This is a genomic window from Phycisphaerae bacterium (assembly GCA_028714855.1).
Taxonomy (GTDB): Bacteria; Planctomycetota; Phycisphaerae; order Sedimentisphaerales; family Anaerobacaceae; genus CAIYOL01.
The window spans coordinates 81608-94548 of record JAQTLP010000008.1; the positions used below are offsets into that span (position 1 = coordinate 81608).

At 48.1% G+C, this 12941-nt stretch carries 12 protein-coding genes; 5 read left to right on the forward strand and 7 right to left on the reverse strand.

Going from position 1 to position 12941, the window contains the following annotated elements; all coding sequences use genetic code 11:
• Window position 1 precedes the first annotated feature (1 nt).
• Together PHG53_07930 and PHG53_07935 are read left to right on the forward strand one after the other, a co-directional pair.
• Entirely contained in the window at window positions 2-442 is a 441-nt protein-coding gene (locus tag PHG53_07930) for a hypothetical protein (protein ID MDD5381547.1), read from the forward strand.
• Window positions 439-1908 carry a hypothetical protein gene (locus PHG53_07935; GenBank protein MDD5381548.1) on the forward strand — a complete coding sequence of 490 codons (1470 nt, stop codon included), beginning with the start codon at window positions 439-441 and terminating at the stop codon, window positions 1906-1908. The genes PHG53_07930 and PHG53_07935 overlap by 4 nt, the downstream gene beginning before the upstream one ends.
• A 73-nt stretch (window positions 1909-1981) precedes the next feature.
• Here PHG53_07935 and PHG53_07940 read toward each other — a convergent pair whose 3' ends face one another.
• Complete coding sequence (locus PHG53_07940) at window positions 1982-2176, reverse strand: DUF6485 family protein (GenBank protein ID MDD5381549.1); 195 nt, start codon at window positions 2174-2176, stop codon at window positions 1982-1984.
• Between the two features lie 226 nt (window positions 2177-2402).
• Here PHG53_07940 and PHG53_07945 point away from each other — a divergent pair, with 226 nt between their 5' ends.
• Complete coding sequence (locus PHG53_07945; protein ID MDD5381550.1) at window positions 2403-2846, forward strand: EamA family transporter; 444 nt, start codon at window positions 2403-2405, stop codon at window positions 2844-2846.
• Here the strand turns inward: PHG53_07945 and PHG53_07950 are convergent.
• From PHG53_07950 to PHG53_07975, 6 genes are all read right to left on the reverse strand, one after another.
• A complete protein-coding gene (locus tag PHG53_07950) occupies window positions 2843-3628 on the reverse strand; it encodes a hypothetical protein (GenBank protein ID MDD5381551.1) in 786 nt (261 codons plus the stop codon). The two genes, PHG53_07945 and PHG53_07950, sit on opposite strands and share 4 nt — an antisense overlap.
• Before the next feature lie 63 nt (window positions 3629-3691).
• Entirely contained in the window at window positions 3692-4675 is a 984-nt protein-coding gene (locus tag PHG53_07955; GenBank protein ID MDD5381552.1) for a TGS domain-containing protein, read from the reverse strand.
• 3 nt (window positions 4676-4678) lie between these two features.
• Window positions 4679-5773: a 3-isopropylmalate dehydrogenase gene (locus PHG53_07960; protein ID MDD5381553.1), complete on the reverse strand. Its 1095-nt coding sequence runs from the start codon at window positions 5771-5773 to the stop codon at window positions 4679-4681.
• Between the two features lie 18 nt (window positions 5774-5791).
• A complete protein-coding gene (locus tag PHG53_07965) occupies window positions 5792-6277 on the reverse strand; it encodes a 3-isopropylmalate dehydratase small subunit (GenBank protein ID MDD5381554.1) in 486 nt (161 codons plus the stop codon).
• A gap of 100 nt (window positions 6278-6377) precedes the next feature.
• On the reverse strand, window positions 6378-7640 hold the full coding sequence (locus tag PHG53_07970) for a 3-isopropylmalate dehydratase large subunit (GenBank protein MDD5381555.1): 1263 nt from the start codon (window positions 7638-7640) through the stop codon (window positions 6378-6380).
• Between the two features lie 16 nt (window positions 7641-7656).
• The gene (locus tag PHG53_07975; GenBank protein MDD5381556.1) at window positions 7657-9222 is read right to left on the reverse strand and encodes a 2-isopropylmalate synthase; all 1566 of its coding nucleotides are present in this window, start codon (window positions 9220-9222) and stop codon (window positions 7657-7659) included.
• 552 nt (window positions 9223-9774) lie between these two features.
• On the opposite strand from PHG53_07975, the gene PHG53_07980 reads away from it, so the two are divergent.
• Together PHG53_07980 and PHG53_07985 are read left to right on the forward strand one after the other, a co-directional pair.
• A complete protein-coding gene (locus PHG53_07980) occupies window positions 9775-11301 on the forward strand; it encodes a GLUG motif-containing protein (GenBank protein MDD5381557.1) in 1527 nt (508 codons plus the stop codon).
• Window positions 11302-11409: 108 nt separating this feature from the next.
• Window positions 11410-12777 (forward strand): S41 family peptidase, encoded by a 1368-nt coding sequence (locus PHG53_07985; GenBank protein ID MDD5381558.1) that lies wholly within the window; start codon window positions 11410-11412, stop codon window positions 12775-12777.
• The last annotated feature ends 164 nt before the right edge of the window (window positions 12778-12941 follow it).

Consider the following 12941-nt stretch of genomic DNA (forward strand, 5'->3'; position numbering starts at 1 on the left):
AATGAACGAAGAAAAACTGATAGAAATCCTGAAAAACATCGGCCAGACCGAAGTCCCCACGGATATCACCGGTATCGCTGAACAAACCTCGCAGAGGTTTGCCTCTGCCCTCAACATTCTGCAGGCCCAGCGACCGGAGCGAACCAGATTCGTCATCGGCCTGCGGCTGCTCGCAGCCGCGGCGGTCGTCATTTTCGCATTCGCTATTGGTCTATCCGTCGGCAGACGGTCCGCACTGCCTCAGACACAGACGGCATCGCTTAACCTCCCCGGCTATGCCTCGCCTATGCCGGCACATCCGACTGTCCAACAGGCCAAAGGAAGTTTCTGGCGACAGAAAGCCCTCGCTGCAATGCAGCCCAGACCTTATGCACAAAGCCGGTTTGACAAAATGAGTCTGCTTAATGCCTACAAACAATATCTTAAAGGAGAAATACTATGACTAAGAAAAACATCATCAACTTTTTACTTATCGCTTCATACGCTGCCATTACTTTTTTTATCGGCTGCATACCCGAAGATTCACTGCAATGGTCAACAGACGGCTCTAAAGGCATTTATAGCAAAAATGGTGCGTTGTTTCTTGTCGACGGCAATACAGGTGCTCTGACCTCAATCGCCCCCAGGGAAACCACCACGCACTGGCCCGCTATATCGCCCGACAGTTCTTTGTTCGCATACGGCCAAATCGTCAAAGTAAACGATTTCAACAAATCATTTGAGCTTCTCCCGCCTGTCGAGGTTAAAAAAATCAAAGCCCACGCCGACACTCTCGGACAAAAAATCATTGCCGAGGGAATAAAAGACGGGAACCTTCCCGCCCTCGAAAACTACTCCAATGAGCAGCATACTGCATGGGTCAACCGATATTTAATTGAAAAGGCTGATAGGCAGCTCGCACAGAAAATCGGACCGGCAATAATCAAAAAAATCAAAGAAAAAGAACTTCCTTATTACCAGCTTGTTCTTGCTGCTACGGCTGACCCGAACAACAAAAAAATCCTCGCGACAAGCTCTCGACAACTCTGGAGACCCCGGTTCTCGCCCGATGCCAAACTTGTCGCGTGGGTCATTGATAACGTTGCGGGTAAAACATTCGAAGCTGGCTTCGACCTTTACGTCGCGGTGATATCTGAAAAAAATCCGCCCATTTTCGTTGCGCCGGCGACAACCATTGGTTATGACTTCCGACCAGATTCTCACGCGATAGCATATATGAAGCCGGAAGTTGAAAACTTCGACAAAGATAAATCTGTCCTCGGCTCACTTGTCGAGCAAACAATCATCGACCCCAACGGAAAACTTCTTGCCTCGCCAGCTAATCCCGACGGAAACACAACTCCGGCGCCACATATCTGCACCGGTCCTGCAAAAGAGTTCGCCGGCATCCTGTATTGTTCCTGGATGTACATCTCATACGCATGTGACGGCCGCATCTTTTTCTCCTCCTCAAAAATGACGCTGCCCTCCAGCAAACTCGATGCGGAAAAACAGACCATCTTCTGCTTTGATACGCTTACCGGAACTGTTAGTGAAATTCTTCCGCAAATTGTCGTCGATTTCACGCAGGGCAATTCTAATCTCTTTGCCCTTTCTCACGATTCCCGAAAAATCCTCCTGCATGGAAAGAAAAACACGCTCGGCATCTATGCCATCGGCGGCGACCTTAATCTTTCAAAACCCCTCATCGAAGAAAACGAATCGTTCGGAGATGAATCACCGCCAAAGCTCGTCGCACAATGGAAAGGCAGAGACCAGATTTCCTGCCTCGTCTCGGAAAAATCCCATTTCCTAACCACCGACCCGAACACCCCGGCCCGTCGAAAGGAAATCCTCATCCTCGACACCAATGGAAACCTGCAGCAAATTTTAAGCAAAGACTGGCCCGATGAACTGCTTGATTACTGATTGCCAATACCCATTCTGCACTCATACAAAAGGCCGAGTGTCCTCATCACCCGGCCTTTTGTCTTTTACCTTGTCAAAGCTTCCACGCTTTTGCGAAGGCCCTGAAGCTGCGATCGTAAGTTTTTTCGACGTTATCAGGGAAACAGCAGCCGGGCAATTCTCTGGATGATAAATGATAGCTCAAACATTCGCAGCATATACCTTTTCTGCTGCAGCCAGGATATGAACAGTTGCAGTCTTTGAGATTTTTTTCTTTTTTGCATTCCATATTAAACCCAGTCTCCTTTTAAAAAAATGCTTTATCTTAGCGGCTACTGGAAATATTGTAGTTAAAAATCAGACGAAATGCAATACTTGCCGGGATTACATTTGTTATTTAAGTTTGACTCAACTCTTTACAGAATGTAATATCTCTTGGTTATTATGGGCAAGCATTTGAAATCGGAGATTTGAACTCCAAGGTGTGGTTATTTACATTTTTTAAGGAATGAGTTATGCGATTATGGCTTTTATGTGGTTTGCTGGCATCTTTGTGCTGGGGAACTTATGTAGTCTTAAACAAGATAGTTACCAGTCCAAAGTATTGTGGAATCCCGAGTTCTACAAGTGCTTTGTTGATGGGAATAGGAGCCCTTACTACCTTGATTATTTACTTCTTCCTCGCAAACGGGACATTCCAGCACTGTAAACCAAGTCTTTGTATACTTGCTATTCTTCCCGGTTGTATTTGGGCCCTTGGAATGTGTGCCGTACTTTTCGCAATCAGCAAGGAAGCCCCTATCTCAAAGCTGGCGATTGTTTACAACACGAACACCTTGGTGGCAGTGGTTTTAGGGGTTGTTTTTCTTAAAGAGGCACTATGCGGCGCCGAATTGTTCAGGGTAGTAATCGGTGGCTTGCTTGTGACAGTTGGCATAATATTAGCAAGCTGGAATTAGAAAGGCCAGTCTGTAATACGGTGGCGTTTTTGAGGAATTCGCAGTTTAATTGGATCAGCCTCATCCCATAGATTCTCATAATATTGAACGTTTACGTTATATCCATCTGTAGTGCGCCCTTGCTTAATTAGGGGATACATTTGTCCATCCATCCCGCGGCTTCCATTACTACTTGGATAAGGATTAGCAAGTATTACCCCATCTTTGTCCCTGTGGTTCAACATCAGCAAACTTCTATCAGGATATTTTTCATGCAAACGTATCTCAATGTTTCCTCCGAAAATACCAGCCTTCAAGGTGATATCCATCAGGATGTACAGAGACGCATATAATTCAGCTGCGATTCTTCCCACGGTGTCGTCCTCACGGTTACAGCGTTCCTCAAAAACAGGTTTTCTTGGATCCAACAGCAATACTCGCAATCTCCCTTCTTTTACGAGAAGATTCACTAGTAGTTCTCGACCCTGATGTAGTGGTCCTGTTGCATTAATCCCAAGTATTGATACCTCTGCCTTGTGTCCTGATTCTTGGATTTTACTTATCTCATCATCCAAAATCTGAAGTTGGTAGGAAATTTTACGGGGCGCCTGTTCAACCTTTAAGTCAAGAATCTCTCTAATTTGCTTCTGCAATCCAATAATTGTTGTATCCTTTTGTTGTATTGCCTCTTTATTTTTTCGTATCTCACGAAGATTCAAGATGTACTTTATAACTGCGCCTACTACTGTACCAACGCATAAAGCAGCAGCAGCTATTATGGAACTAAGTGCTTGGTCACTCATTTTTGTCTCCTTTCTCTACTCCTATCTGGGAAATTCACACAGCTATCTAATTGTAGTTAAAAGTCAGGCGAAATGCAATTCGATAATGTCTTTGTCGCTGAGGATGTGGTTTTTCTGGACGTTTTGGCCTTGATAGACGTCCGTGCCCCAGATTTTTGCGAATTTCAATTTATCCGCCAACTCTCTGTGGATGGCAGTAGCCAGGTCTGAAACGTTCGAGCCAACCGGCAGTGTGAATGGATCTGCCATATCAGGTTTTTTGCCCGGCGGCTTGGCATAGATGCGGATGATGCCTAATAAATGGAATAATAAAGCGGGGAGCTTGTCGAGCCCCTTGGCGGTCTCGGTAGAAATTTCCACAAATTCGAACTGGTATTTGCAGGCTTGCTTGAGGGCTTCAAGCGAGCCTGGTTTGGCGATATCGCACTTTGTGCAGATGCAGAGGGCCTTTTTGCCGAGGACGTTGCCGAGACCATCTGCGGCGGGCGTCTGTTCATCAATAAGCAGGTTTTTTGATTCGAGGAAATCCAGGCAGATTCGCATTTGCTCGGTCACGTCGGCGGACAGGTCAATGACGATAGCAATCAAATCACAGTTGCGGTATGTCCCCACCTGGCCGGGGGCAATGTGGTCGGCGGTGATAGGCGGCATATCGACGAGCTGAATCTGGACGTCCTCGAACATCATCATTCCTGGGACGGGCATTGCTGTCGCAAACGGAAACTCGGCTATATGGACCTTCGCATTAGTCAAAGCGGCAACGATGGAGCTTTTGCCGCAGTTAGGCGTCCCTATGAGAACGATTTGGCCCACGCCGTTTCTCTGGACGTGGAAGATATCGACGTGTTTGCCTTTTGCTTTGCCGACGGGGGCTTCTTTTAAGGCGCTGAGTTTCCTGCGAAGATCAGCTTTGAGGTGGTCGGTACCCTTGTGCTTGGGCATAACCGCCAGCATCTGCTCCAGCGCAATGATTTTCTCCTCATTGGTAGTCGCTTCGCGGTACCATTGCTCAGCCTTGTAATAATCTGGCGTCAGGTTCGCTGGCATTTTCTATTCAGCTACTTTTTCTGCAACTATATCTCCGACCTGGCTGGTTGAGTATCCCATTTTCCCAGCCGCGAGCGATTTGAGCTTGTTGGCGGTTGTGAACATTACAGCCTTTTCTATTCTTTCGGCTGCCTTTTCTTCGCCGAGGGAGGCGAGGAGCATTTGTCCCGCACAGATGGCAGCTAACGGATTAATTACGCCTTTGCCGGTATATTTTGGCGCACTGCCGCCGATAGGCTCGAACATACTGACGCCTTCAGGGTTAAGATTGCCGCCTGCGGCGATACCCATCCCGCCCTGAATCATCGCACCTAAGTCGGTAATGATATCGCCGAACATATTGCCTGTAACAATCACGTCGAACCATTCGGGATTTTTCACAAACCACATACAGGTGGCGTCCACGTGATAGTATTCTCTTTTGATATCCGGATATTCTTTTTGGCCCATTTCGTGGAAGGCCCTTTCCCACAGGTCGTAGATATACGTTAAGACGTTTGTTTTTCCACAGAGAGCGAGGGTATTGTTTTCACCTCTGCCGGTCGCTTTCTTGCCGTACTTGCGGGCGTATTCGAACGCATATTTCAGGCAGCGGTCAACCTGAAAGCGGGAATAGACCGCCGACTGCACCGCCACTTCCTGCGGCGTTCCCTTCATTGTGAAGCCGCCCGTGCCGGTGTATGCATCGCCGGTGTTTTCGCGGACAACGACAAAGTTTATGTCGTCCGGGCCTTTATCTTTTAACGGCGTCTCGACGCCGGGATAGAGCTTCACTGGGCGCAGATTGATATACTGGTCAAGTTCGAAACGGGCCTTGAGTAAAATTCCCTTTTCCAGAATTCCAGGCGCAACGTCGGGATGGCCGATAGCGCCGAGCAGAATCGCATCGAATTTACGAAGCTCTTTTATGGCGCTGTCGGGCAGGGTCTCGCCTGTCCTTTTGTATCTTTCGCCGCCGAAATCAAAACTGGTCAAATCAACTTTGAATTTGAATTTATCCGCGGCAGCTTTTAATACCTTTACCGCTTCCGCAGTCACTTCCGGCCCAGTTCCGTCACCAGGCATCACCGCAATTTTGTAACTCTTCGCCACTTTCAAATCTCCTTAGTCGTTATTTTACTTATGCGTTTTGGTTATATGTTCCAGCAGTCCGCCATCGCTGATTATTTCTAAAGCGAAGTCGGGCAGCGGATTAAACTTAATATCAACGCCTGTTGTCTCATTTCTTATCAGGCCGGCTTTGAAATCTATTTTCAATTCATCGCCATCGCTGATTTTCTCAAGCGCGTCCGGCAATTCAATCACATAGAAGCCATTGTCGATAGCATTGCGATAGAAGATTCTCGCGAAGGATTTTGCGATTACGGTCTGCACGCCTGCGCCGCAAATAGACCAGACGGCATGCTCTCTCGATGAGCCGCAGCCGAAATCCTCGCCGACAACTATACAATCGCCCTTCTTGACTTTTTTGACAAAGCCTGGGTCTAAATCTTCGAGACAATGCTTTGCAAGCTCAACCCTGTCATCGGTATTCAAATACCGGGCCGGTATAATCTCATCCGTATTAATGTGATCTCTATTATATAAGTGTGCTGCACCCATCTTTATAACCTCAGATAAAAATCGAATCTCTCTATTTTAATATTTATGTGCCTAAAGGCACTGGTCGCATTTGTAAACATAAGCTTTTGACATTTTTACCTCACATATACTTTCTTGGGTCGGTTAGTTTCCCTTCAACCGCACTTGCTGCAGCGGTGGCGGGCGAAGCTAAATAGACTTCGCTCTTTGGATGCCCCATTCTGCCGACGAAATTTCTATTGGTTGTGCTGACGCACTTCTCGCCTTCGGCTAACACACCCATAAAGCCGCCGAGACACGCACCACAAGTGGGCGCAGCGATTACGCAACCGGCCGCGTAGAATATATCGAACAGCTTTTCATCCATCGCCTGTTTCCAGATTTCAGGCGTTGCAGGGACAACGATGGTCCTTATGGCAACTTTTTTGCCTTTTATAATTTTGGCCGCTATTCTTAAATCTTCGATTCTGCCGTTGGTGCAGCTTCCGATATACGCCTGGTCCATTACCTTGCCGGCGCATTTGCCGATAGGCACACCATTGCTGGGCAGGTGCGGCATCGCTACCATTGGTTCTAATTTGGCGCAGTCGAATTCTTCAACGCTTGCATATTCAGCATCTTCGTCGGATTCGTACACGGTGTAATCGGTTTTCCCTTTCAGATGTTCGTCGAGATACTGTTTTGTGACATTGTCAAAACCGATGACGCCGTTTTTTGCACCTGCTTCGATGGCCATATTCGTTATGGTCATTCTCGCTTCCATTGACATTTTCGCAATCGCAGGGCCGGTGAATTCCATCGCCTTATAGAGCGCACCATCGACGCCTATTCGTGTAATCACAGCAATAATTACGTCCTTGCTGTAAGCGCCTTTGGGCAGCGTCCCTTTGAGCACAAACTTTATTGACGCAGGGACTTTGAACCAAAGCTGACCTGTCGAAATGGCCGCTGCCAAATCAGTCGAGCCGATACCAGTGCTGAAACACGCAAACGCACCGTATGTGCACGTATGCGAATCGCCGCCGACGATTACCTCACCAGGCCTGATATGTCCCTGTTCCGGCAGCAGCGCGTGACAGACGCCCATCCTGCCGAGCTTATAATAATGTTTTATGTTATGGCGATTTGCCCATTCGTCAAGACGCTTGTGGAGTTCGGCACTCTTGATGTCTTTAGCAGGCTGAAAGTGGTCGGGCGTTACGACTATTCTTTCGGAGTCGAATACCTTGTCTATACCTTTTTCGATCAGCATTGAAATAGCCGCCGGTGTTGTTACATCGTGGCACATAATGATGTCAATCTTCGCGTTTATTATATCGCCAGGCGAGACTTTCTTTTGGCCCGCTGCTTTCGCTAAAATTTTTTCAGTTATTGTCATTCCCATAGGTTTTACCCTGAATTTACAGTTCTACTTTTACTTCCGGCTCTTCGCCGGTGTCTTTTCTCGCGACCATTCTGTTGATGGCGTCAACGTAGGCCTTTGCACTTGCCTCAATAATATCAGTTGAGACGCCTCTGCCTATGCAGGTTCGGCTATCCTGCCTGATTCTGACTGTTGCTTCACCGAGAGCTTCTTTACCGCTGGTTACCGCTCGAATCGAGTAATTTTCCAGCGTCGGCGAGAAACCGGTTGCCTCGCGAATCGCCTCGTAAGCTGCATCGACGGGGCCGTCGCCTTCGGCCTGCGCTTCTTTCAATTTGCCTTTGCTGCGGATTTTAACCGTTGCCGTCGGATTCATTCCCGTTTCTATCAGCACCCGCAGATACTCCAGCTCAAAGGTATGCTCGACTACACGCACCTCATCATCGATAATCACAACAACGTCTTCATCGAACACTTCTTTTTTCTTGTCCGCCACCTGCAAAAACCGCTGGTAGGCCTGTTCAAGCTCCTCTTTAGAGAGTTTGTAACCCAGCTTTTTGCAGCGGTCGACAAACCCGTGCCTGCCTGTGTGTCTGCCTAACACCATACGAGAGCTGCCTAAGCCGATACTTTCCGGCGTCATAATCTCGTACGTGCTTCGCTCCTTGAGGACGCCATCCACGTGGACGCCGCTCTCATGTGCGAATGCATTGGCTCCGACAATCGCTTTATTCGGCTGCACGACAAATCCGGTAAGACGAGACACAAGCTGGCTTGTCTTGTAAATCTGCTTTGTATTTATATTTGTCGTTAACGGCTTGGTTCTGTCTTTGCCGAAGAAGTCGGGCCTCGTATGCACAGCCATCACGACCTCTTCGAGCGCAGCGTTACCAGCTCGTTCGCCGAGACCATTGACCGAGCACTCGACTTGACGGGCGCCGTTTCGCACGCCTGTAACTGAATTCGCCACCGCCATACCGAGGTCGTTGTGGCAATGGGTGCTTATTATACATTTGTCTATACCCGGAACGTCTGATTTAAGCTGAGCAATGATTCGGCCATACTCATACGGCAGGACGTAGCCGACGGTGTCGGGTATATTTAATGTCGTCGCACCGGCTTCGATGACCGCGGTCAGGATTTCAACGAGAAACGACATTTCGCTCCTGCAGGCATCCTCAGGTGAAAATTCGACGTCGCCGGTGAAAGTTTTTGCCAGTTTTACCGCAGCGACGGCCATTTTCAAGACCTCGGCGGGCGTCTTATTCAGCTTGTGCTTCATATGAATCAGCGAGGTTGCGACAAAAGTGTGAATCCGCCGTTTTTTTGCCGGCGCAAGAGCCTTGCCAGCTGATTCGATGTCTTCCTTGGTCGAACGGGCGAGGCCGCAAATTGTCGGCCCTTTGACCTGCTCGGCTATCTGTTTTGTCGCTTCGAACTGGGCAGGCGAGGAAACCGGAAAGCCCGCTTCTATTACATCGACGCCCAAAACCGCTAATTGCTGGGCTATTTCGAGCTTTTCAGCGATTGAAAGAGAGGCACCGGGTGCCTGCTCGCCGTCGCGTAAGGTGGTATCGAAAATTAAGATTTTTTCTTCAGCCATTTGTTTTCTCCAAAACTAACGCTGTTCGGGGCAAATTTACCCCAAACGCCGTTAAATTGCTACAAATTTATCAAAAGCAAGGGTTTACAAATATAGATTTTTTGTGGAAAAAAGGGTTTATTGCGCCTAACGGCGCAAAAGGAGGGCGCTAAGGCACAGAATTGCCTTTTGCGGAGAATGAATTGTGTAAGTTCTACTCATAAGCCCAGTATTATACAGAAGAAGAGAAACTTTTGCAACAACTATTAAATATTTTTGCGGAATTTAGGAGGTTTGGGCAATGTGGGATAGCACCAAACGCGCAAGTTCGCGTTTTGGAATGGTAGAAAATGGTAAAAAGTTGTAAAAAATCGCTAAAAATGCGCGTAAAAGTGAGAGAAAATGCGCAAAAATGGTTGAAAATGTTGGATGATTTTTTACCCCCCTGCGCATTTGATCGCGCGGAGCGAAGAAGAATTTTTGTTGCTCGGAGACGCAGGTTTTGTATAATAAAGAGTCAGTTCCAGTTACCAAGATTTGGCCTATCAGGAGGTTTTGCAGGAGGGCAGAAAAATGGGTCGAGTGTTTTTTGCGGCAATTGTTTTCGGGGGGTTGGTGTTGTCGTCTATTTGCTTCGGTTATTCCGGCGGCTCGGGGACAGAGGAAGACCCATATCAAATTGCCACAGCCGAGGATATGAACCAAATCGGGCTCAATTACCAAGACTGGGACAAGCACTTTAAACTGACGGCTGATATAAACCTCTCTGCCTATACAGGCACACAGTTCAGCCGTATCGGCACCGACGACAAACACGCTTTCAGCGGTGTCTTTGACGGCAATAGGCACACAATTTCCAATTTCACATACACGGCAGAAAGTGGCGACTATATCGGCATTTTCGGTAATGTCAGCAATACAGGAAAAATCGAAAATGTCTCTCTTGTCGATGTAAACATAACCGGACACAATTATGTCGGCGGTCTGGTGGGAATCAACAACGGCAGTATCAGCAATTGCTATTCGACAGGTACAGTCAGCGGTGGTTCTAATTCTTGGATTGTTGGCGGTCTGGTGGGATACAACCAAGGCACTATAGCAAATTGCCATTCGACAGGAACTGTCAGCGACTCTTCCTACTCTGATATGTTAGGCGGGCTGGTGGGATACAATAAAGGCACTATCGACAATTGCAATGCAAAAGGAGATGTCTCCGGTGGGTACAACTCGGTTTGTCTCGGCGGGCTGGTGGGGTGGAATGAAGGCGGCATAAGAAACTGCAATTCGACAGCTACCGTCACCAGCGACGGAGATTATTCATACTACCTCGGCGGGCTGGTGGGATATACCTATGGAGGAGGTATCCGTGAATGCAGTTCGACAGGCAATGTTACCGGCGGAGATTATTCATACTACCTCGGCGGGTTAATTGGAGGTAATGAACGGGCCGTCTTTATCATGTATTGTTATTCGACAGGAAATGTCCGTGGCGGATATGAATCAGATTATGTCGGCGGGCTGGTAGGGGAGAATGCAAATGACAGCTATGTCATAGATTGCTATGCTACGGGTGAGGTTGCCGGGGACTATGATGTGGGCGGCTTAGTGGGTATAAACGACAATAGCTACATTGAAGAGTGTTACTCATCAGGCAGCGTGTCTGGGTATATGTATGTCGGCGGATTATTAGGCTGGAATAATGGAGGGACAACTACAGATTCATTTTGGGACATTGAAACCAGCGGCCAATCATGGAGCGCCGGCGGGACGGGCAAAACCACCGCCGAAATGAAATTGAAAAGCACATTTACCGCAGCCAACTGGAGTTTTGCGGGCGATACGGCCAACAGCACGGATTATGTCTGGCGGATGTGTATAGACGGAGTGAACTATCCGCTTTTGTGGTGGCAGTTTAATATGGCAGATTTTACCTGTCCTGACGGCGTCAGTTTCATAGACTTTGCGATTCTGGCCAACGTCTGGCTAAGCGACCCTACTCAGGTCAACTGGAACGAGCGCTGTGACATTGCTGAACCGCAGGACAGTGTCATTGATATCTTAGACCTTGCGGTATTCACACAATACTGGCTTGAGGATTAAAACTCAAAATAGTGTATCGCGTCGCCGTGAGCAGCGAGGGGTAAACAAATCCGCCTGGGGCGGACAAGTCCTTCTTGCAATTCGACAATTGTGCGCTAAAATTGGGGTATGGAAAAACCACTCAATAAAATCATTGCGGTGATTATACTTTTATTTTCTTTGGAGGCAGGGGTATCGGGCGCGCCACCGAAAATCATCAATACGGTGCCTGAAAATGGTTCACAGGATGTGAACTCCAATCTGCGACAGATTCGCATTGTCTTCGACCAAGATATGGACCAAAACGGCTATTCGATATGCGGAGGCGGAGAGAATTATCCTAAAACAATCGGAAACCCGCGATGGGTTAACAAACGCACGATTGTAATGCGGGTGAAGCTTATTCCAAACCATGATTATCAGCTAAGCATCAACTGCCCAAACTTCAAGAATTTCAAGAATACCAAAGGTGAATCGGCCGAGCCGTATCCGATTGAATTTAAGACCAGCTCAGATAAAGCAGGAGCCAAAGCTGAGAATCTCAGCGTCGCAGAAAACGCAGAGGCGACAGAAGAGCTGCGCAAAGCTATCGATGAGAAGTACTCGTATCGCGACCTTCGTAAGTTTGATTGGGACAGGCTGTTCGACAGGTACAGCCGGGCAATGAAGGTCGCCAAAACGCCGGAAGCATTTGCGGAGGCAGCAGCGGAGATGCTTGCCAATGCGGGAGATGCGCACATCTGGGTTAAGATTGGCGAAAAAAATGCTAAGGGGAAATTCAGGAGGAGTGTTACTGAAAATTACAATCTAAAAATTTTGGAAAAAACAGTTCGCGGGTGGCGGAAGCGCAGCGATGCGGTATTTACCGGGCAATTCAACGACGGGATCGGTTATATTCTTATTGACAGCTGGTCCCGTGAACGTAAGGAGGCGCTCGAGGAGGCCTATAAGGCGATAGAGAAGTTTGCCGATGCACCGGGACTTATAATCGATGTTCGCAGCAACAGCGGTGGTGCTGAGCCGCTTGCGGAGGAATTTGCGGGCTGTTTTATCGACGAGCCGAAGGTTTATGCCCGGCATGTGTATCGTAATGTTCGTGAGCCGGGAGGATTTACCAAGCCGAATAATCGCATTCTGGAGCCGAGCGAGGGGCGGCCGAAGTATCGCGGCAAGATAGCCGTGCTTACGGGGCCGGTGAATATGAGCAGCTGCGAGGCGTTTCTTTTGATGATGAAGCAGGTTTCTGGCTGTAAACTTATTGGCGAGAAATCTTACGGCAGTTCGGGTAATCCCAAGCCGACCGAACTGGGCAACGGTGTGACGGTATTTTTGCCATCGTGGAAAGCTATGCGGCCTGACGGGACGTGCTTTGAGGGCGAGGGTATTGCTCCGGATATTCTTATTAAAACGACGAAGACAGAACTTAACAGCCGGGATGCTGTTCTCGAAGCTGCGTTGAAGTGGCTGCGTGAGTCCCAAATGACCCCTGCGAGGTGATGGCGAGGCTAACCATAAATCCCACTTGCAATCCGACAATTGTGCGCTAAAATGGGGGAAAATCATTAGTTATTAGTGCTTAGTCGTGAGTGGTTAGTTATTGGTATTTAGTGAATAAAACCCTGCCATTAAAATGGCAGGGCTAACCAAGTAAAAAATATTCA